Annotated in this window: 18 protein-coding genes and 2 pseudogenes; 17 read left to right on the plus strand and 3 right to left on the minus strand. The window is 60.9% G+C overall.

The window, feature by feature from the left end; genetic code table 11:
• Positions 1–72: 72 nt before the first annotated feature.
• Positions 73–1,261: pseudogene (locus MF410_RS29075) on the minus strand (hypothetical protein).
• 453 nt (positions 1,262–1,714) lie between these two features.
• Between MF410_RS29075 and MF410_RS29080 the strand changes: the two are divergent.
• From MF410_RS29080 to MF410_RS29100, 5 genes are all read left to right on the plus strand, one after another.
• On the plus strand, positions 1,715–2,590 hold the full coding sequence (locus tag MF410_RS29080; RefSeq protein ID WP_097628054.1) for a DMT family transporter: 876 nt from the start codon (positions 1,715–1,717) through the stop codon (positions 2,588–2,590).
• Positions 2,591–2,725: 135 nt separating this feature from the next.
• A complete protein-coding gene (locus MF410_RS29085) occupies positions 2,726–3,640 on the plus strand; it encodes an ABC transporter permease (RefSeq protein WP_097628053.1) in 915 nt (304 codons plus the stop codon).
• A gap of 3 nt (positions 3,641–3,643) precedes the next feature.
• Positions 3,644–4,585, plus strand: coding sequence for an ABC transporter permease (locus MF410_RS29090; RefSeq protein WP_179867149.1), 942 nt, complete (start codon positions 3,644–3,646; stop codon positions 4,583–4,585).
• On the plus strand, positions 4,578–6,212 hold the full coding sequence (locus tag MF410_RS29095) for an ABC transporter ATP-binding protein (protein WP_097628051.1): 1,635 nt from the start codon (positions 4,578–4,580) through the stop codon (positions 6,210–6,212). The genes MF410_RS29090 and MF410_RS29095 overlap by 8 nt, the downstream gene beginning before the upstream one ends.
• Positions 6,209–7,156 carry a 2-hydroxyacid dehydrogenase gene (locus tag MF410_RS29100; protein WP_097628050.1) on the plus strand — a complete coding sequence of 316 codons (948 nt, stop codon included), beginning with the start codon at positions 6,209–6,211 and terminating at the stop codon, positions 7,154–7,156. The genes MF410_RS29095 and MF410_RS29100 overlap by 4 nt, the downstream gene beginning before the upstream one ends.
• Positions 7,157–7,183: 27 nt before the next feature.
• Here MF410_RS29100 and MF410_RS29105 read toward each other — a convergent pair whose 3' ends face one another.
• Positions 7,184–7,903 carry a GntR family transcriptional regulator gene (locus tag MF410_RS29105; protein ID WP_018245653.1) on the minus strand — a complete coding sequence of 240 codons (720 nt, stop codon included), beginning with the start codon at positions 7,901–7,903 and terminating at the stop codon, positions 7,184–7,186.
• Between the two features lie 143 nt (positions 7,904–8,046).
• Here MF410_RS29105 and araD point away from each other — a divergent pair.
• The 11 genes and pseudogenes from araD (at position 8,047) to MF410_RS29160 (ending at position 18,457) form a co-directional block, all read left to right on the plus strand.
• A pseudogene (araD, locus tag MF410_RS29110) lies at positions 8,047–9,782 on the plus strand (L-arabinonate dehydratase).
• Positions 9,783–9,791: 9 nt separating this feature from the next.
• The gene (locus MF410_RS29115; RefSeq protein WP_097628048.1) at positions 9,792–10,982 is read left to right on the plus strand and encodes a mandelate racemase/muconate lactonizing enzyme family protein; all 1,191 of its coding nucleotides are present in this window, start codon (positions 9,792–9,794) and stop codon (positions 10,980–10,982) included.
• A gap of 22 nt (positions 10,983–11,004) precedes the next feature.
• Complete coding sequence (locus MF410_RS29120; RefSeq protein WP_097628047.1) at positions 11,005–11,715, plus strand: ribonuclease activity regulator RraA; 711 nt, start codon at positions 11,005–11,007, stop codon at positions 11,713–11,715.
• Positions 11,716–11,831: 116 nt separating this feature from the next.
• A complete protein-coding gene (locus MF410_RS29125; protein WP_097628046.1) occupies positions 11,832–13,349 on the plus strand; it encodes an aldehyde dehydrogenase (NADP(+)) in 1,518 nt (505 codons plus the stop codon).
• Between the two features lie 326 nt (positions 13,350–13,675).
• Positions 13,676–15,196, plus strand: a complete 1,521-nt coding sequence (locus tag MF410_RS29130; protein WP_097628045.1) for an ABC transporter substrate-binding protein — start codon at positions 13,676–13,678, stop codon at positions 15,194–15,196.
• 72 nt (positions 15,197–15,268) lie between these two features.
• Entirely contained in the window at positions 15,269–16,330 is a 1,062-nt protein-coding gene (locus MF410_RS29135; RefSeq protein WP_183779670.1) for an Ldh family oxidoreductase, read from the plus strand.
• A gap of 172 nt (positions 16,331–16,502) precedes the next feature.
• The gene (locus MF410_RS29140) at positions 16,503–16,793 is read left to right on the plus strand and encodes a hypothetical protein (RefSeq protein ID WP_097628043.1); all 291 of its coding nucleotides are present in this window, start codon (positions 16,503–16,505) and stop codon (positions 16,791–16,793) included.
• A 34-nt stretch (positions 16,794–16,827) separates the two neighbouring features.
• Positions 16,828–17,235: a hypothetical protein gene (locus MF410_RS29145; RefSeq protein WP_097628042.1), complete on the plus strand. Its 408-nt coding sequence runs from the start codon at positions 16,828–16,830 to the stop codon at positions 17,233–17,235.
• 67 nt (positions 17,236–17,302) lie between these two features.
• Positions 17,303–17,551, plus strand: coding sequence for a hypothetical protein (locus MF410_RS29150; protein ID WP_097628041.1), 249 nt, complete (start codon positions 17,303–17,305; stop codon positions 17,549–17,551).
• Between the two features lie 316 nt (positions 17,552–17,867).
• On the plus strand, positions 17,868–18,098 hold the full coding sequence (locus MF410_RS29155; RefSeq protein ID WP_037074096.1) for a hypothetical protein: 231 nt from the start codon (positions 17,868–17,870) through the stop codon (positions 18,096–18,098).
• 95 nt (positions 18,099–18,193) lie between these two features.
• Positions 18,194–18,457, plus strand: coding sequence for a hypothetical protein (locus MF410_RS29160; protein WP_097628040.1), 264 nt, complete (start codon positions 18,194–18,196; stop codon positions 18,455–18,457).
• A gap of 24 nt (positions 18,458–18,481) precedes the next feature.
• Here MF410_RS29160 and MF410_RS29165 read toward each other — a convergent pair whose 3' ends face one another.
• A complete protein-coding gene (locus MF410_RS29165) occupies positions 18,482–19,552 on the minus strand; it encodes a LacI family DNA-binding transcriptional regulator (RefSeq protein ID WP_097628039.1) in 1,071 nt (356 codons plus the stop codon).
• A 182-nt stretch (positions 19,553–19,734) separates the two neighbouring features.
• On the opposite strand from MF410_RS29165, the gene MF410_RS29170 reads away from it, so the two are divergent.
• Positions 19,735–20,562 carry an ABC transporter substrate-binding protein gene (locus MF410_RS29170; protein WP_097628038.1) on the plus strand — a complete coding sequence of 276 codons (828 nt, stop codon included), beginning with the start codon at positions 19,735–19,737 and terminating at the stop codon, positions 20,560–20,562.
• Positions 20,563–20,609 lie beyond the last annotated feature (47 nt).

Genomic DNA, 20,609 nt, shown 5'->3' on the forward strand with positions numbered 1-20,609 from the left:
TCGCCGAATCTCGGCTGGGGAAATGGAGCTGGAGGCAGGTCCGAACCCGCCTCCAGCTGCTGGCGCGCCAGCTTAGTCGTTCGCTGTGACCTTGACGCCAAGGACCGACGGAATGGTGTTCGGCGCACCCATGGCGGCGCCGATGATCATCGGAAATGGAACGGGCTTTTCCGGTGCTGCGCTGACCGTCAGGTTCTTCGGCCCGTCGAGATAGGTGTTGACGGCAGCCGACACCTGGTTCTGCAGCTCCGGCAGGTTGAGCTGCGCCATCATGATCGGCACAAGGCCTTTCAGCGATTGCGTCAGCTGGTCGCCCGTGACGCCCTGTTGGGCGCCGGCATAGTCGAGTGCCTTCTTGGTGATCGAGGCATCGTCGAAACGGATCGAGGCGCTGTTGAACGTCAGCTGCTGCATCAGTCCCAACATCGCAAGGCCGACGGCCTGGTTGGCCTCTTCCTTGTTCGGATTGGCCTCGGCGGTCTTCACCGCTTCCTGCAGCGACTTGACGAAGGCCAGCGTGTAGCCGGAGAAGTCGACGGCGATATTCAGCCGGCCGATATTCTTGAAGTCGAAAGCGTATTCGTCGACAGCGATCTTGCCGCTATCGACTTCCCAGCTGCCCTTCATCGTCACCGTGCCGTCGATCGTGGTCAGCCCGAGTTTCTCGATGGCGTCCTTCGCGCTCGCATCCTCGACCTGCGACAGGTCGGCTTTAAGGCCAGCGACATTGGCGTCATAAGTAAAGCCGCCATCCTGGCGCTCGAGGTTCGAACTCGATGCCCTCGATGGCAAACACGTCCTTGCCCTTGATGTTGAGAGCGATCGGCCCGGTGCTGACCGTTTCATAAAGGAGGATGTCGTTCAGCGTCTCGCCCGTGGCATTGGCCGGAATCGTGAGGCCCGCGATCTCGATGTCCTTTGCGGAAAAGCGGCCTTCTTCCTGGCTCATGTCGATATCCGGGAAAGAGACGGTTTTGGCGTGATAGCCGCCGCCTTCGGTCTCCTCGACGCCCTCGAAGGTGAGCTCGCCGATCTTCAAAGTGTCGCCGGGCAGGTTTGCATATCCCACCTGGACGCCCGTCGCGGTTACCGTATCGCCATCGACATCAGCCTTTTCGAAGGTGATGACCGTGCCGCCGGCACTGGTAGCGGCATTGAGCTTTTTCATCATATCAGCGCCGTCAAGCGCGAAGGAGGGGCCGGCGAGGGCCAGGAAGGCAGTGCTTGCCATCATCAGGCGGAGATTGCGCATATGCTTCATGAAAATATCCTTATGGAGTAAGTAGACGTGGGGTTGTGAAATTCCCGGACCTATCCGTCCTGCTCCGAAGGCCCGAGAGCTGGGAGGGATGTCGCGGTTACATCCGGCCGCTAATTCGGTGGTGAGGAGGTCACGCACCGCCGGAACTGTCGGGCCGAGGAGATATAGCCGGCCTTCCCGAGAGGAGGGACGGCGTGATTTTCTCCAGCACGGGTCGTTTTGCGGCTCATTCTCAGACGTAGAGTGTATTCCCTCGATTCTTGCAACCCTGTAATTCCGTTGTCACGTGAAGCCGCTCAGCCCGCATTTTTTAAAACTAATATATTTGTATTTTAGTGTGGACGGCCGCTGGCGGATCGCGATAAGACCGTGGCTGCAGATGCTGGTCAGCGCGCTTGCGGTATCGAACGACCGATATGGCATGGGCTGCACTCGTCGATCAGGAGAAATGGAATGCAGCCCGGTCGCACAGGCCTTGCCGTCTGCATGATGGTGGCGGCCGCCTTGTTAAACAGTCTCGACGCAATCATCGTGCGCTCGCTGGCCGGCGGTGTACATCCATTGATGATCGGCTTTTTCCGATCGTTTTTCGGGCTCCTAGCCGTCTCGCCGTGGATCGTGTCTCGCGTTGGTCTGAGAGCCTCTCCCTACCGGGTCCTGCATGTCGTGCGTGCGGGTCTGAAGCTTGCCTCGCTGGTTGCTTTGTTCATCGCCTTTGCGCATGCGCCATTGGCCGATGCCACAGCGATCAATTTCACCATGCCGATGTTTCTCGTTCTCGGTGCGTGGCTCGTACTCAAGGAACGTGTCGGCGTTTCCAGCGTCGCTGGCATCGTGGCAGGCTTTATCGGCGTCATGATCATCATTCGCCCTGGAGCGTCCGCTTTCGACCAATGGCTGCTTTTTGCGCTGGCGGGAGCGGTCTTGACGGCGGCCAGCCAGTTGATGCTGCGGCGAATGGCGTTGAGGGACAGCGCGGACCGGCTGGTTGCATGGAACCTGATCACGACGGTGCCGCTCGGCCTGATTGTCATGCTGCCTGTTTGGTCGATGCCGAGTTGGAGCCAACTCGGGCTGCTCGCCATGCAAGGGGCACTCGGGGCATTTAACATGACGCTGATCACCCGCGCCTTCGGCATGGCGGCTGCAAGCGTTCTGGCGCCGCTCGACTTTCTCCGGCTGCCCATGGTCGCGCTGATGGCCTTTTTGTTTTTCTCGGAAATTCCTGCGCCCCAGACCTGGATCGGCGCGGCGGTCATCATTGGGGCAACCATCATCGGCACGGGCGATATCGCTTGGAGACGGAAGCCGCCGGTCGATAAGAGCTGATGAATTTGAGAAAGGGGGTTCACAAAAATTCTAGATACACTAATATTTCAGTTTCCGCTTGTCGACAGGGAACTGACGGCGGACACGCGAAGACCAGGCGAACGGTCCCTATGGGTTTCACTCGGGAGGAGTGGCATGAAGAGTTTCATCGGCAAACGCGCGATCGCCAGCGGCGTGTCGCTCGTGGTGCTTATCGTCATCGTGTTCTTCCTGTCCCGGCTGACCGGCGATCCGACCGATCTCTACCTGCCGATTGATGCGACCACGGAAATGCGCCAGCAATTCCGCGAAATGAACGGGTTCAATGAACCGTTGATCATCCAGTTCGGCCGTTATGTCGCGGATCTCGCGCAGGGCAACTTCGGTCAGTCGCTGCGGCAGGCTCGTCCTGCCATGGACGTCGTGCTGGAGGCCTTCGTCTGGACCTTCTGGCTGGCTGTCATCACCATGGCGCTGGTCACAGTCGCCGCGATCGTCATCGGTTCGCTCGCGGCGTTTCGCGTCGGCGGTGTCTTCGATCGTCTTGCCACCTTCTTCTCGCTGATCGGTGCTGCGGCCCCGGATTTCTGGCTTGCCATCGTGGCGATCGTCATTTTCGCCGTCAAACTTCATGTCCTGCCGACATCCGGAACGGGAACCTTCTGGCACTGGGTCCTGCCGGTCAGCGTGCTGTTCATCCGGCCCTTTGGCCTGATTCTGCAGGTGGTGCGCGGCTCGATGATCAGCGTTCTGTCTTCCGCCTACGTGAAGACGGCGCGCGCCAAGGGCGTCCGTTCCAACTCGATCATCTTCGTTCACGGATTGCGCAACGCCATGCTGCCGGTGATCACCGTCATCGGCGACCAGGCCGCCGCTATCTTGAACGGTGCCGTCGTCGTCGAGACGGTGTTTGGTTTTCCGGGAATCGGCAAGCTGATGATCGATTCCATCCTGCTTCGCGATTTCGCCGTCGTGTTGGCCGTCATCATGGTCTCGGCATTGGCGATCTTCATCATGAACCTGTTGATCGACATTGCCTATGTGCTGCTCGATCCGCGCATCCGGTATTGAGCGATGGCGATGACCGACACAGAAATCCTCGTCGAGAAAAAACCGAGTGGCCCGATCGGCCGCTGGCTGACCATGCTGTGGGCGGACAAGCTGGCCTTCTTCGCCGCTCTATTCCTACTGATCGTTCTTCTCTGTGCGATGTTCGGCCCGTTTCTGCTGGAGGGCATCGCCACCAAGCAGAACCTGCGGGGCCGAAACGCGCCGCCCTTCGATATCACCCGCGGATGGCTTTACATCCTTGGCGCCGATGCGCTAGGCAGGCCGCTTTTGGCCCGCGTCGTCGTGGCGGCGCAAAACACCATGCTGGTTGCCGCGGCGGCGGTGCTTGCATCCTCCGTCGTCGGCACGGCGCTCGGTCTGGTGGCCGGTTACAGCCGCTCTTCCGCCGCTCAATGGATCATGCGCCTCGGCGACGTCATCATGTCCTTTCCGTCGCTGCTTCTGGCGGTGATCGTGCTCTATATGCTCGAACCCTCGGTCACCAATATCGTCCTCGTCCTGGCGATTACCCGGATCCCCATCTATCTGCGCACCGCCCGCGCCGAAGTGCTTGAGGTGCGCGAGCGGATGTTTGTGCAGGCGGCCCAGGTCATGGGGGCATCGAACCGGCGCATTGTGTTCCAACACATCCTGCCGGTGATCTTTCCGACGCTGGTGACCATCGCCACGCTTGATTTCGCCTTCGTCATGCTGGCGGAATCCTCGCTGTCGTTCCTGGGGATCGGCATTCAGGCGCCTGAGATCACCTGGGGTCTGATGGTTGCTCAAGGGCGGCCCTATCTCACCAATGCCTGGTGGCTGTCTTTCTGGCCCGGCCTTGCAATCATCCTGACGACGCTGTCGCTCAATCTTCTGTCGAACTGGCTGCGCATCGCGCTCGATCCGACGCAACGCTGGCGGCTTGAAATGAGAGGCCGGGAAATGAGAGGCAAGAAAAATGGCTGAACATCTTCTGGACGTTCGTAACCTTTCGGTCGAGTTCCACACCGCCAGCGGGACCGTCAAGGCGGTGCAGGATGTCAGCTGGCATCTCGATCGCGGCGAGACCCTGGCGATCCTTGGGGAAAGTGGTTCGGGCAAGTCTGTCTCCGCGTCGGCGATCATGAACCTGATCGACATGCCACCCGGCAAGATCACCAGCGGCACCATTCTCCTCAACGGCCGCGACATGCTGAAAATGACGACCGAGGAGCGGCGGACGATCAACGGCGCCAAGATCGCCATGATCTTTCAAGACCCACTCGCCCACCTCAATCCGGTCTATCCGATCGGCTGGCAAATCACCGAGATGATGACGACGCATGGCCAGTCGGCGGAACGCGCCGGCGCGAGGGCGCTCGAATTAATCGGGCGCGTCGGGATAAGCGATCCGCAGGCGGCAATGCGGAAATATCCATTCCAGTTCTCCGGCGGACAGCGGCAGCGCCTGATGATCGCCATGGCAATCGCCTGCAAGCCCGATATTCTGATCGCGGATGAACCCACCACCGCGCTTGATGTTACGGTGCAGGCGCAGGTGCTCGAACTTCTACAGGAGTTGCAGCAGGAAACCGGAATGGGCCTGTTGCTGATCACTCACGATTTGGGCGTCGTTGCCGAGATCGCCGACCGGGTCGTGGTGATGAATTCCGGCTGCGTCGTCGAAACCGGCAATGCGGCCGAAGTCTATCGCAACCCGCAGAACGCCTATACGAAGAAGCTGATTGCCGCCGCACCCGGGAAGGGTGCGATGGCGCAAGAGCGTGACCGGCAGGGCGAACCGCTGCTGCGCGCCATCGGCTTGAAGAAGAGTTTTGGCGCATTTCAGGCGCTGAAGGGCGTGGACTTCGTCATCATGCCCGGCGAGACGGTTGCCGTCGTCGGCGAGAGCGGTTCCGGCAAGTCAACTCTTGCCCGGGCGATCGTTCGCCTCGACGATCCGCAGGAGGGAAAGGTCCTCTACCGCGGAAACGATCTGCTTGCGATGACCCCTAGAGAAATATTCGGGCTGCGTCGCGATTTGCAGATGGTCTTTCAGGACCCGACGCAATCACTCAACCCACGGATGAGCGTGTTCCGGTTGATTTCCGAGGCCTGGGTCATTCACCCGGATATCCTGCCGAAAGCGAGATGGAAGGAGAGGGTGGCCGAGTTGCTGGTCAAGGTTGGCCTGAAACCGGATATGGCCGACCGGTATCCACATCAGTTTTCCGGCGGCCAGCGCCAGCGCATCGCGATTGCCCGTGCGCTCGCGATGGAGCCGAAGCTGATCATCTGTGACGAGGCGGTTTCGGCGCTCGACGTGTCGATCCAGGCGCAGGTGATTGCCTTGCTTGAGGGCCTGCGTCGCGAATTCGGCCTGTCCTACCTCTTCATCGCACACGACCTGCCGGTGGTTCGCGATTTCGCCGATCGCGTCATCGTCATGAAGGCTGGCGAGATTGTCGAGGAGGGTCCGGTGGAACAGATCTTCAACGCGCCCTCCCACCCTTACACGCAGGCGCTTCTTGCCGCGAGCCTCGATCCCGATCCAGAAATCCAGGCCACCCGACGCGCCGCCCGCCAACTACAGGAAGGACTCGTTTCCGCATGAAGCCCGATGTCATCGTCGCCTATCCGCTCCGGCCCCATCAGATGGCGATGCTGGAAGAGACCTACACGCTGCACCGGCTGGATCTTGTCAAAGGCGAAGAGCGGGATGCTCTCCTGCGGAAAGCAGGCCCGGTCTCTTCCGCACTGGTCTGCAACGGCCATGTGACGATCGACGAAGCCCTGCTTTCGAAATTGCCGGCATTAAAGCTCGCCGCCTGTTCCTCGGCTGGCTACGACCAGATGGACGTCGAGGCGATGACACGGCGCGGCATCAAGCTCACCAACACATCCGAGGTGCTTTGCGACGACGTTGCCGACATGGCACTGCTTCTGATGCTGGCGGCACGCCGGCGCCTGCCGGAAGGCGATCGCTATGTGCGCTCCGGCGATTGGGGGAAGAAGGGCATGATGCCGCTGACGACATCGACGTCGGGTAAGAAGGCCGGGATCGTCGGCCTCGGCCGCATCGGGATGGCGATTGCCAAGCGATGCGAAGCTGTCGGGCTAACGGTCGGCTATTATGGGAGGACGAAGAAGGCCGGCAACGATTTTGCCTATTTCGACGCACCGGTAAAACTGGCGGACTGGGCTGATATCCTGATCGTCGCGACCCCTGGCGGACCCTCGACCGAAGGACTGATATCGGCGGACGTGCTGAATGCGCTCGGGCCGACGGGCAGCTTCATCAACATTGCCCGCGGCACCGTGGTCGACGAGCCGGCCTTGATCAAGGCCTTGCAGGAAAGGCGGATCGCCTCGGCCGGCATCGATGTCTACCTCAACGAACCCAATCCAGATCCGCGCTTCGCAGCACTCGATAATGTTGTGCTCTATCCCCACCATGCAAGCGGTACCGAGGAAACGCGCGACAGGATGGCGCAATTGACGGTCGACAACCTTGCCGCCTTCTTTGCAGGCAGGCCGCTGCTGACGCCGGTCAATTGACTTCGGCAAAACCCGCGGCGCGGCAGATCAGACGAAATAGTCCGGGAACTCCTTCCGCATGTCTTCCACTTTTGCGACGGTGCGGCTGAGATGCTCGCGGATCGCATCGACCGCGCCCTGTTCGTCGCGAGCGGCGATCGCATCGATGATGGCGTGGTGCCCATCGAGAATGCTCGCGATCTTGCCCTTTTCGGGCAGATGCAGACGACGAATGCGCTCGAGATGACCGGACCGCTCGCGTATCAATTGGTGGAGGCTGCTGCGCTTGGCGCCTGCGAACAACGTCTGGTGAAAGAGTTCGTCGAGCTCCTGGAAGATCGCGATCTGATCGGCGTCGTCAGCGACTGCCGACTGCATCTTGATGATCGACCGGGCGCGGGTAATGACGCTCGGATCCGGATCCGGATCGGTTGCGAGGCGGCGGCAAACCTCCGTTTCCAGCGCCACGCGAAGGAAATGTGCCTCGTAAATTTGCAGGACGTCGATCCTGGTCACCACAGTGCGGGATTGCGGATAAATGCGAACCAGACCCTCCTGTTTGAGAAGCTGCAATGCGTCCCTGATGGGAGTCTGGCTGACTTCATAAGTCTCCGTAAGCTCGGTGCGCGACAACGTGGTGTCTGGCGGTAGCTGAATGGTGATGATGCGCTTTCGCAGATCATCATAGACCCGCTGGACCGTACTGCCGGCGACGACCGGAAAACCGGGTGCAGTCAGGCCGAATGTGGAGGCGAACTGGGAATTCATGGTGAGGCATCCTTTTCAGTCCATTCATAGCTTTGCACGACCTAATGCACAAGAACGCAAACTTTCCATTGATATATATGTCAAACTAAAATATCAGTTGGTGCAAGCGCTGAGATAAGCAAGCGAAAGTGTGGGAGAGAGCCGTGGCCGCAAGAAAAACCTACGAGCAATTGCGGTCGGCCCGTTGGATGCTGCCGGACGATCAGCGCTCGTTCGGCCACCGGTCGCGGACCATGCAGATGGGTTACGCACCGGAGGACTGGCAGGGAAAGCCGATCATCGCCGTGATCAACACCTGGTCCGATGCCCAGCCGTGCCACATGCATTTCCGTGAACGCGCCGAGTGGGTGAAGCGCGGAATTCTTCAGTCGGGTGGGTTCCCCATGGAGCTGCCTGCTCTTTCCCTTTCCGAAAACTTCGTCAAGCCGACCACGATGCTCTACCGCAATATGCTGGCGATGGAGACCGAGGAGCTGCTGCGCAGCCATCCTGTCGATGGCGCCGTTCTGATGGGTGGCTGCGACAAGACGACACCCGGCCTTGTCATGGGCGCAACCAGCATGGGCATTCCGTTCATTTATCTGCCCGCCGGCCCAATGCTTCGCGGCAACTATGCCGGCAAGACGCTAGGCTCCGGTACCGACGGCTTCAAATACTGGGATGAGCGCCGTGCCGGCACGATCACCCAGGAGGAGTGGCAGGGCATCGAAGGCGGAATCGCCCGCAGCTATGGCCATTGCATGACCATGGGCACGGCGTCGACGATGACGGCGATCGCAGAGGCTATGGGATTGACGCTGCCGGGCGCATCCTCGATCCCGGCAGCCGACGCCAACCACCAGCGCATGTCGGCGGCCTGCGGCCGCCGCATTGTCGATATGGTGTGGGAGGATCTGACGCCGGACCAGATCATCACTTCCGCGGCCGTCGACAACGCAGTCACGGTCGCCATGGCGACCGGCTGCTCCACCAATGCCATCATTCACCTGATCGCCATGGCGCGGCGCGCCGGCGTCCCGCTGGAGCTCGATGATCTCGATCGCATCGGTCGCACGACGCCGGTTCTCGCCAACATCCGTCCTTCCGGTTCGACCTACCTGATGGAGGATTTCTTCTATGCGGGTGGCTTGCGTGCGCTGATGAAGCAGCTCGGCGACAAGCTGGATCCCACCGCGATCACCGTGACGGGAAAACCCTTGGTGGATGGTCTGGACCAGGTGAAGATCTACAATGACGACGTTATCCGGCCACTGTCTAACCCGGTCTATCACGAAGGTTCCCTGGCCGTGCTCAAGGGGAACCTGTGTCCCGACGGCGCGGTCATCAAACCGGCGGCCTGCGACCCGAAATTCCATCGCCATCGCGGCCCGGCGCTGGTCGCCGACAGCTATGCTGAGATGAAGAAGATCATCGACGATCCCGACTATCCGCTGACGCCGGACACGGTTCTCGTGCTCCGCAATGCCGGCCCCAGGGCGGACCGGGCATGCCGGAATGGGGCATGATCCCGATGCCGAAGGCACTGTTGAAGCTCGGCCTGCGCGACATGGTGCGCATCTCCGATGCCCGGATGTCCGGAACCAGTTTCGGCGCCTGTGTGCTGCACGCCGCGCCGGAATCCTACATCGGCGGGCCGCTGGCGTTGCTGAAAACGGGCGATATGGTCGAACTCGACATTCCGGCGCGCAGCCTCAATATGCTGGTTTCGGAAGAGGAGATCGCAGCCCGCCGCGCCGCCTGGGTGGCGCCGACGCGACACTACGAGCGCGGTTACGGCTTTATGTTCTCCAAGCATATCGAGCAAGCCGACAAAGGCTGCGACTTCGACTTCCTGACGACGGAATTCGGTGGCAAGACTCCCGAACCGGCTATCAACTGAGGCACCACGATGTTTGATCCCAATCGACGCACGATCCCCGCGCAACCGCCCAAGGCTGGTTTTGCGGCCGGCCCGGCCAAGCTGGACGCCATCCGATCGGTCACCCTGTCGCTCGCCTATCTGCCGTTGGCGCGGCCGATCAGCGACGCCAAGGTTTTGACCGGCCGGCAGAAGCCGTTGACGGAGGTTGCGTTTCTGTTTTGCGAGATCCTCTCCGAAGCGGGTCATAGCGGCCTTGGCTTCAGTTATTCGAAGCGGGCAGGCGGGCCAGCGCTTTATGCACATGCCTGCGAGATTGCCGACAATCTGATAGGCGAGGACCCCAACGATACAGCGCGGATATGGGACAAGCTCTGCTGGGCTGGCGCCTCGGTCGGCCGTTCCGGCATTGCGACGCAGGCCATTGCCGCCATGGATATCTGCCTCTGGGACCTGAAGGCGAAACGCGCCGGCCTGCCGCTCGCAAAACTGCTTGGCGCCCATCGCGACAGTGTTGCCTGCTACAACACCTCCGGCGGCTTCCTGTCATCGACCGTCGAGGAAATCCGCAACGCCATCGACCATTCGATCGCTTCCGGTATCGGCGGCATCAAGATCAAGGTCGGACAGCCGGACCCGATGATCGACCTTCGCCGGCTCGATGCGGTGACCAGCCATATCGATGGCCGTGTCCCGCTGATGGTCGATGCAAACCAGCAATGGGACCGCACCACGGCCTTGCGTTTCGGCCGGCTGGTCGAACCGCTCAATCTCGAATGGATCGAAGAGCCGCTCGATGCCTATGACGCCGAGGGCCATGCGGCACTGGCGCGCGAACTGGCCACGCCGATCGCTACCGGCGAGATGCTGGCAAGCGCCGACGAACATATGGCCCTGATCCGTGCCGATGCGGTCGACTTCATTCAGCCGGATGCCCCGCGGGTCGGTGGCATCACGCCCTTTCTGCGCATCTGCACGCAAGCCGAGGCGAAACGCATGCGGCTGGCGCCGCATTTCGCCATGGAAATCCATCTGCACCTGGCGGCCGCCTATGCGCACGAACCGTGGGTGGAGCATTTCGATTGGCTTGCGCCACTGTTCAACGAACAGCTCGATATCAGGGATGGCCGGATGATCGTGCCCGCCCGTCCGGGGCTTGGTTGCAGCCTGACGGGCAAAGCCCGCGACTGGACCGTGGAAACGCGCAGCTTCGGCAGCTGAATTCGAACGAGGAGAAGGAAATATGAACCCCGCAACCCGTGAAAAACTGATGGGTGTTTCGGTCGCGACGCTCTGCTCGGCGCTGTTCAAGCGTGGCCTGAGAAATCAGACGATCCAGGATGTCCGGCCGGTGCAGCCGAAGGGCCGCAATATGGTGGGACCGGCCTTCACCCTGCGTTACATGCCGGCGCGCGAGGACCGCAATGCGATGAACGTGTTTCGGAACCCGAAACACCCGCAGCGGCTTGCCATCGAGACCTGCCCGGACGGCCATGTTCTGGTGATGGACAGCCGCAAGGATCCGCGCGCAGCCTCTGCCGGCGACATCCTAATTACTCGTCTGATGATGCGCGGCGGCGCCGGCGTCGTCACCGATGGCGGCTTCCGGGACGCCATGACGATCGGTGGCCTTGATATCCCCGCCTATCACAACCGTCCCTCCAGCCCGACGAACCTGACGCTGCACGAGGCAATCGACATCAATGTGCCGATAGGCTGTGGCGATGTGGCGGTCTTCCCGGGCGACATCATGGTTGGCGACGACGACAGCGTGATCGTCATTCCGGCCGAGATCGCCGACGAGATCGCCGACGAAGCGGTGGAGATGACCGCCTACGAGGATTTCGTCACCGAGCGCGTCAAGCAGGGGCATACGATCATCGGTCTCTACCCGGCCACCGATGAAAGCAATCTGACACTCTTTGCCGAATGGCGGAAGGTGAACGGCCGCTAGAACAGGATGATATCAGGCCCGAAAACCGTGCACACTTTTCGGCATCATGTTCTACGCGGCGCATCTTGCGCAATCACCGCACATGGACGGAGCGAGGCTCCGCCAAGGAGATAACAATGAGCTGGACCCCTTCAGGCAGGCATCTGATCGCTGGCGAGTGGATTGCCGGAACGACGACCTTTCGCTCCGAGCCGGCACACGGCCCGGCCCATGATTTCGCCGTCGGCACCACGGAATTGGTCGACCGCGCCTGCCGCGCCGCCGAAGCCGCATTCGCGGCGTTTTCCGCAAAGACATGCGAGGAGCGCGCCATTTTCCTCGAGACCGTCGCCGAGGAAATCGACAGGCGCGGCGCGGCGGTCACCCTGATCGGAACCGAGGAAACCGGGCTCCCCGAGGGCCGGCTCAACGGTGAGCGCGCCCGCACCACCGGCCAGCTCAAGCTGTTTGCCGAGCATATTCGCAAAGGCGCACATCTTGATGCTCGCACCGATGCGGCGCAGCCCGACCGGCAGCCGGCGCCGCGGCCTGAAATCCGCCTGGTGCAGCGGCCGATCGGCCCGGTCGCCGTTTTCGGCGCCTCGAATTTTCCGCTGGCATTCTCGACGGCCGGCGGCGACACGGCAGCCGCGCTTGCCGCCGGCTGCCCTGTCGTGGTCAAGGGACATTCAGCCCATCCCGGCACCGGTGAGATCATTGCCGAGGCGATCGCGGCTGCGATCGAGCGCACCGGCATGCCGGCTGGCGTCTTCAGCCTGATTCAGGGCGGGCGCCGTGATGTCGGAACGGCTCTGGTGACGCATCCCGCTATCAAAGCGGTCGGCTTTACCGGGTCGCTTGCCGGCGGCCGTGCGCTTTTCGACCTTTGCGCCCAGCGCCCTGAACCGATTCCGTTTTTCGGCGAGCTCGGCAGCGTCAATCCGATGTTCCTACTGCCGGCTGCGACCGCTGCCCGGGCGGAGGCGATCGGTTCAGGCTGGGCCGGTTCACTGACGCTTGGCGCCGGCCAGTTCTGTACCAAACCCGGTATTGCCGTCGTCGTCGACGGGCCGGCGGCGGACAGGTTCGCCGGCGCTGCCAAGTCGGCTCTCGAAAAGGTGGCGCCGCAGACGATGCTGACCAAAGGCATTGCCGCCGCGTATCACGAAGGTGTCGAGCGCATGCGGGCAAGCAATGCCGTTGCGCCGGTTCTCTCTGCAAAGAGCGCCGGCCGGGACGCCGGCCCGAACCTTTTCGAGACCAATGGCTCGGCCTGGCTTGCCGATCATTCGCTCAGCGAAGAGGTGTTCGGTTCTCTCGGTCTCGTCGTGCGCGTCGGCTCGCCGGAAGAGATGCTCACCCTTGCGGAAAGCTTCCGGGGACAGCTGACAGCGACGATTCATATGGACGACGCAGATCTTGGCTTTGCCCGCGACCTGCTGCCGATCCTCGAAAGGAGGGCGGGCAGATTGTTGGTCAATGGCTTCCCAACCGGCGTCGAGGTTGTCGATTCCATGGTGCATGGCGGACCTTATCCGGCCTCGACCAATTTTGGTGCGACCAGCGTCGGGACCATGTCGATCCGCAGGTTTCTGCGCCCTGTCGCTTACCAGAATTTCCCCGCCGGCCTGTTGCCCCAAGATCTGCGCAACTGAGACCGGGGAGTATCAAATCGATCGCGGCGACGAAACTTCGCGATCATTCGCCGGCTTAAAGGCGGGCCCAATGCGTGTGCCGCTGAGCGGCTCTTACCCATGAAGAGATGCGCGGACTGACGCGCTTTACCACGGCTAAAAAACGAGAATTCAGACGGGTGACAGCTCGTGTTTCGGGCGCCGCGCTTGATCGCATTTCTCAACTAGTATATTAGTGCTCTTATGTATTAGATTGGCTCTCGCATGAGGAGGCGAGGGCCGGACCACCGAAAGACAAGACGAGGTTTGCTTTAAGGGGCGCCGCCGGCGCATGGGAGGAGAACGAAATGAAACTGCATTTGGTAGCTGCCTGCTTTTCAACCGCGGTGATCGGGCTGAGTATCGGCTCGGCTCACGCTGAAGGTGCCAAGAGCAACGTCACTGTTGTACTTGCCGAAACCGTCGATGTCGTCGAGCCCTGTATGGCAGCGCGCCAAGACGTCGGCCGGGTCATTTCCGAAAACGTCAACGAGATGCTGGTGGAATTCGACTACGTCAACGGCGGCCTCAAACCCCGCCTGGCGACGAAATGGTCGAAGATTGACGACGACACCTGGGAGTTCAAGCTGCGCCCGAATGTCAAATGGCACGATGGCAAACCGTTCACCGCCAAAGACGTCCAGTTCACGATCGAGCGCAACAAGAATAAGAAGCTCAGCTGCGAGACCGGCGGCAAATATTTCGGCGGCACGGAATTCAGCTTCGAGACGCCTGATCCCAACACCATCCGCATTACGACAAAACCGGCGCAGCCGATTCTTCCGTTGCTGATGACGGTGATGGCCGTCGAATCGGCCGAAGCGACACCCGCAGACGAATTTACCCGCAAGCCGGTCGGCACCGGCCCCTATACCTTCGACAAATGGGAGATCGGCCAGTCGATCGTGCTGAAGCGCAATCCGGACTATTGGGGGGACAAGCCGCAGGTGGAGCAGGCGACCTATCTGTTCCGTTCGGATAGCGCCGTCGCGGCGGCCATGGTCGATGCCGGTGAAGCCGATATCGTTCCGGCCGTATCAGTGCAGGATGCCACCAACAAGGAAACCGACTTCGCCTATCCGAATTCGGAGACGACATCGCTGCGCATCGATACGCGGGCAGCGCCGCTCAACGACCGGCGCATACGCGAAGCGATGAACCTCGCCATCGATCGTCAGGCAATGCTTGGAACGCTGTTTCCCGAACAGGCGAAGATCGCCACGCAACTCGTCGTACCCACAACGATCGGCTACAATGCCGATATCCCCGCCTGGCCTTATGATCCCGAAAAAGCAAAGGAATTGGTCAAGGCGGCGAAAGCCGACGGCGTCCCAGTCGATCAACAGATCCGCATCATCGGCCGCAATGGGCAATATCCCAACGCCACCGAAGCGATGGAAGCGATGATGGCCATGCTTCAGGACGTCGGCTTGAACGTCAAGCTCGACATGTATGACGTTTCCGTATGGAACGGCTATTTCGTTGCACCTTTCGTCGCCGATTCCGGTCCGACATTGACCCAGTCGCAGCACGACAATGCGACCGGCGATCCCGTCTTCACCGCATTCGTGAAATACGCGGCCGACGGCTCTCACTCCATGGTTCGGGATCCTGCGGTCGACGCACTCATCGCCAAGGCGACCTCAGCCACCGGCGACGAGCGCACGAAACTCTGGAAGGAGCTTTTCGCCAAGGTTAACACCGAGATCATCGCCGATATTCCGATGTTCCATATGGTCGGTTTCACCCGCGTTTCGCCGCGTCTCGACTTCAAGCCGACGATCGCAACGAATTCCGAACTGCAGCTGTCGCAGATCCGCTTCAAGTAAGCTGGTTTGCGGACTTAAAGCGCGGGCCACACTCTTTCGGATGGCCCGCGTCTTCCATGACATGACGGATGGATGCCTATGCCGCTGATTGACCGCATTGCCCTCACTCAATTCGCCGAGCAGATATTGACCGGCGCCGGGATGGAGCCCGACAAGGCCGAAACCACAGCCGCTGTCCTGGTGGAAGGCGACATGATCGGCCATGAAACGCATGGCGTCAGTCTGCTGAACTGGTATGTCGAAGCGTTGGAGGACGGTTCGCTGGCGAAATCCGGCAGCTATCAGGTGGTCAATGACCGCGGCGCGGCCTTTGTCTGGGACGGCAAATCCTTGCCCGGCGCATGGCTTTTGACCAAGGCGATCGACCAGGCCTGCGAACGCGTACGCGATCATGGCGTCGTCACCGCGGCGATCCGAAACTGCCATCATACCTGCGCTCTTTCGGCCTTCATGCGGCAGGTTGCCGAGCAGGGCCTGATCGTGCAGCTATCGGTGTCGCATCCCGCGGCAAGCCGTGTCGCGCCCTATGGCGGCACCAAGCCGCTACTGACGCCGAACCCGATGGCGGCCGGTTTCCCGACATCGGAGGATCCGATCCTGATCGACGTCTCAGCTTCGATCACCACCACGACTATGACGCAAAACCTGGCGAAGGCCGGCAAGAAGTTTCCCGAGGCCTGGGCTTTCACCGCCGCTGGCGAGCCGACCGATGACCCGCGCGAGGTGACCGAACGCGGCGGAACGATGATGCCCCTTGGCGGCCAATTGAAGGGACATAAGGGTTTTGGGCTCGGGCTGATCGTCGAATTGCTGGGGCAGGGGCTTTCCGGCAAGGGCCGGGCGAACACGCCGCCTGGCGTGTTTTCGCAAAGCGCCTTTCTTCAAGTCATCGATCCCGCCTTTTTCGCCGGGCTGGATGCCTTTACCGCGCAGTCCGATTTTCTCGCCTCTGCTTGCCGCAGCAACCCTTCCGCGCCCTGGAACAATGGCCCGGTCCGCATGCCGGGTGACAGCGCGGCACGAAGGCGCCGTGCGGCGTTGGAAGAAGGCGTGCCGGTCGGCGATGCGGCTTGGGAGAAACTTTGTCGACATGCCGAGATCCTGGGCTTGCCTATTCCTGCAGTCGCCGCCTGAGGGGCTTGAAGGACGGGTTCGAACGCCAAGCCCATACGCTCAAAGGCGAGCCTTATGCTGTTGGGCAACTTGTTGCGACGTCTCCAGCCGATTCTGGAACAATGTCCGTCGTCCCCTGTTACATTGGCGATGGAGTAAGTGACGTCCAAAGGACGGAACGGCTGGAGGTTCTATGAAGCGGAGCACGGGATTTTGGCTGGTCTTTGCCGTTGTTCTGGCGGGCTGCACGACCGGCGAAGGATATTACACGTCGGCTGGACTGGCCCCTATCCCCGGCAGCATCACCTATAATGGTCAGCCACGCACGAAGTTGACGAAATCGCCCGTGGGTTCTTCTTTCCCACACAGCTTCACAGATCAATGGGGACGGCAGGTCGAGGAAACTTACATCATCCGGCCCGACCGGAGCTTGCTGATTGCCGAGCGCCACTATCGGCCGGTTTTCTCGTTCGATGACGACTAGCACAGAGTGATCACTTTTGCGAAGGAGATGGATCATGCCGCGACGCAAGAGCACCGAGACGGCTACCCTCGACCCCGAAGGAGGCAAGATCGGCGAGCCGGTGCCGAAAGCCGTTATCGACAGGAGCACGGCCTCCGTCGGCGTTCCCCGGCAGCCTGATCACGGCCTGGGCGAAGAGTTGAGCGCGCTGCGATTGCAAATCGAAACGCTCCAGCAGCAAATCCGTGATGGCGCCCGATCGGTAAAGAGAGGGGCCGGGAAAGCGGTGGGTCAGACGGAAGCGGCGGTGAAGCTCTATCCGGCCTCGACGCTCCTTCTCGTTGCTGCGGTCGCGGCTGCTTTCGCCTTTGCCGGACGGCGCGCCTCTCTGCCGCGCCGCCGCCACCAGTCGGCGCTGCGTGAGGTGTGGGATTTCTACGACACGATCCGCGCGCGCATCTGACAAGATTTTGGGATTGTCAGCATTCCGATTATGCCCGACACTTGGTCATTCAAGCGGGGGCAACTGCATGCTCGACATTATCATACGAAGCGCTCTCGATATTGTCGGGCGCACGGAGCGCCTGATCGAGGCCAGCAAGCGGTTGCTGCTCACTGAAGGTCTTGACGAAGTCGAGGTGTACGAACTGGATTGCGAGATCGAACGGCTCGGGGATGCGGTTTTCGTCGTGGACGAAGCCATTCGGTCGCTCGCACGCACCGTCGGATACTGGCCGCACGCCGCCCGTCCCTATGGAATACATAGAACATTGCATTGATGGGCTGTCGTTGCCCTTGGTGAAATCGACACCTCACAATGCCCGTTTCGGACAAGTTTTCGAGCCGTGATCTGCATGTCACGCCGATGTCACGCGACCGTGGAAACAATATGTGCTTGATCGGCGTCTGTAGTGTGAGGCCAAGTCTCTGATCTGGAGGCTGCCGGTTCGATTGCCGGAACTGACCGCTTTGTCGCTTGGCCGAATATTGAGCGCATTGGAGGCACTCGATGAGGGATGTGTTGTCGACTATCACGCGTATCCTGAGCTGGGGACGGCCGGGTCAATGCTGCCGTCATTTTGCTGGGGCATCACAATGAGCTCGAAGCGGTCCAGGCGGAAATCTCAGCCCCACGAATTCATCTTTCAGGTTCACACGCGCACGATCGCACAGATCAGGTACGATAGCCTCAGCCGCGTTATGACGGTGGTCTACCACGACGGCCGCTCCACGACGACGACCGGCATACAAGGCCCGGCGATGCTGAGGATCCTTGCCCAGCGTCCGCTAGAGCGCTCGCCGTTTCTGTTGCAGACGGTCATCTGAGGCGGATGTCGTCGCCGAAATCCGCATGATCGTGCATCCATTTCCCGCGGGCTGCGTTCATCTCCAATAGTCAGAACCTAGTGGAGGGAATTCCGATGACCTTTCCATCGCCGAAAACCGAAGCGCCCGCGCAACGCTTCAAAGAGGCGACTGATGCCGCGCGCGACGCATTGGAAGGACTGGTTGCCGCCGCCAATGAAGCCGGATGGGCAACCGAAGAGATAACTGCAGCGCTGCTTGAAGCCGCCCAGTTTCTGCGTGATGCCAACAAGAAAGATCCCGATCCGGCCGACGATCCCGCTATCAGCGACACATCTGCCAGGCAGGAGCAGATTGGTCATGGCGAGCTCTATGATTAGAGCATATCGGCTTTAGCCCGGATCTCACCGGCCGATCGTCGCCACGGAGCCGCGCACGACAAGGCTCGTGGTAACGCGCAGATGTTCGACGGCAAGCGGGGTGCGCTCGATGCGGGCGACGAGCCGTTCGCCGGCGAGTTTGCCAAGCTCGTAGACGCGCTGGTCGACGATGGTGATCGGTGGAACGGTGACGCTGGTCCAGTCGGCGTCTAGAAAGGAAATCATCGAGACATCCTGCGGGATCGACAGGCCGAGCGATTGCAGCGACTTGAAAATGCGCAAGCCGACGAGGCTGTCGGATGCCAGCAGCGCCGTCGGCGGTGATATTTCCGAAAGCAGACGTTTCATCACCGCGTCCGTCTGATGCTGGTCTGTGGCACCGAGCCTGACGGAGTGAAGAGGGTTCGGCAAATCCGCCTCGGTCAGAGCGCTGACGAAGCCTTCCACGCGTTCGCGCACGGCGGAATTCGAGATAAGCGCGATATCGGTGAGCCCGCCTCTCTCGGCATCCATGGCCGAGACATAGGCGAGGCGGCGATGTCCTTGGCCGATCAGATGCCGGGTCGCGGTGAGGGCTGCCTCCCGGTCGTCGCCGGTCACGGCGTCGACATCGAGTTCGGGGATGGCCCGGTCGAACAGAACCAGCGGCACGCCGGCGCGGCGGACATGCTGCAGGTGATCGAGGCGGTCGCAGCGGGCCGGCGTGACGATCAGGCCATCGACGCGCTTGCCAATCAGCAGGTCGACGGCCGATCTTTCAGCATCGAGTTGTTCGCCCGAATTTGCGATGATGATGTTGAAGCCTGCAAGGCGGGCCGCATCGCTGATGCCGCGCACTGCCAGACTGAAGAAAGCGTTCTCGATATCGCCGACAACCACGCCGATGATGCCCGACCGTCCCGTGCTCATGCTCCGGGCGAGCTCGTTCGGGCGGTATTCGAGTGCGGCGGCTGCCGCCATCACCTGATCCTTGATCTGGACGCTGACGACGCCGTAGCCGCCGAGCACACGGGCGGCCGTTGCCTTCGAGACCTTTGCGGCCTTCGCAACGTCGGCGACCGTGACTGGCCGTTTCGGATGAGCGGAATCTTCCATAACCGAGGACTACAAGAGTTGTTGACGGCCGGTCAATTGACAGATATCAAATATGTTGTGAGACCGGTCTCTTTATATCAGAGACCGGTATCCTGCCCATAAAGCTCTGCTGCTGATACGCGACAGAGTGTGGGCGAAGCAATATGCCGACAAGAGCATTCCTTTCAGAGCGGAGAACGACGATGAAGCCTTTTGAAACATTTGCGGCCACCCTCGCCCCATTGCGGGCCGGCATTCTGACGTGCCTTCTTGCGATGGGGGCAGGCTCTGCCGTTGCGGCCGACAATCCCTATAACCTGATCGAGACGGGGACGATCAGCGTCGGCACGATGGGAGATTCCAAGCCCTATACATTTGCGACGGCCGACGGTCAGTTCACCGGCTTCGATATCGAACTGTTTCTCAACGTCGTCTCCCGCCTCGGCTTCCCGAAAGACAAGGTGACGTTCACGGGCCAGGAATTTTCAGCCCTCCTGCCGTCGGTGGCAAACGAACGCTTCGACGTTGCCGTCGCCGCGATCGGCACCACCGAAGCCCGCAAGAAGACCGTCGATTTTTCTGACGGCTATCTTGCCGGTTATCTCTCGGTTTTGACCGCGGATGCCGGCATCAAGGATGCCGACGGCCTCAAGGGCAAACGTCTCGGCGTCGTTCAGGGCACCTTGCAGGAGGTCTATGCGGCCAAGAATTTCGGTGGAACCGATCTAGTGAAATTCCCCGATAACAATTCCGCCGTCGCCGCCCTCAACAATGGCACGGTCGATGCGCATTTCCTCGATTACGAGGCGGCCAAACAATATGGCGAGCGCTATCCTGCGCTGAAGGTTGCGGTCAACATCCCATCCTTCGATGCGCCGGCGGGCTTCGTGATCCGCAAGGGGAATGATGCCTTCCGCACGGCGCTGAACGGCGCCCTTCACGACGCGATGCAGGACGGCACCTGGAAGACCCTCTACGAAAAATGGTTCCCAGGCTCGCCGATGCCGGACCAGTATCTTCCTAAGAAGTGAGGCCGCAGGCCGTCCGCTCCGGCGGACGGCCTTATGCCCGGCGTGGG

Source organism: Rhizobium sp. C104 (genome assembly GCF_022354505.1).
GTDB lineage: Bacteria > Pseudomonadota > Alphaproteobacteria > Rhizobiales > Rhizobiaceae > Rhizobium > Rhizobium redzepovicii.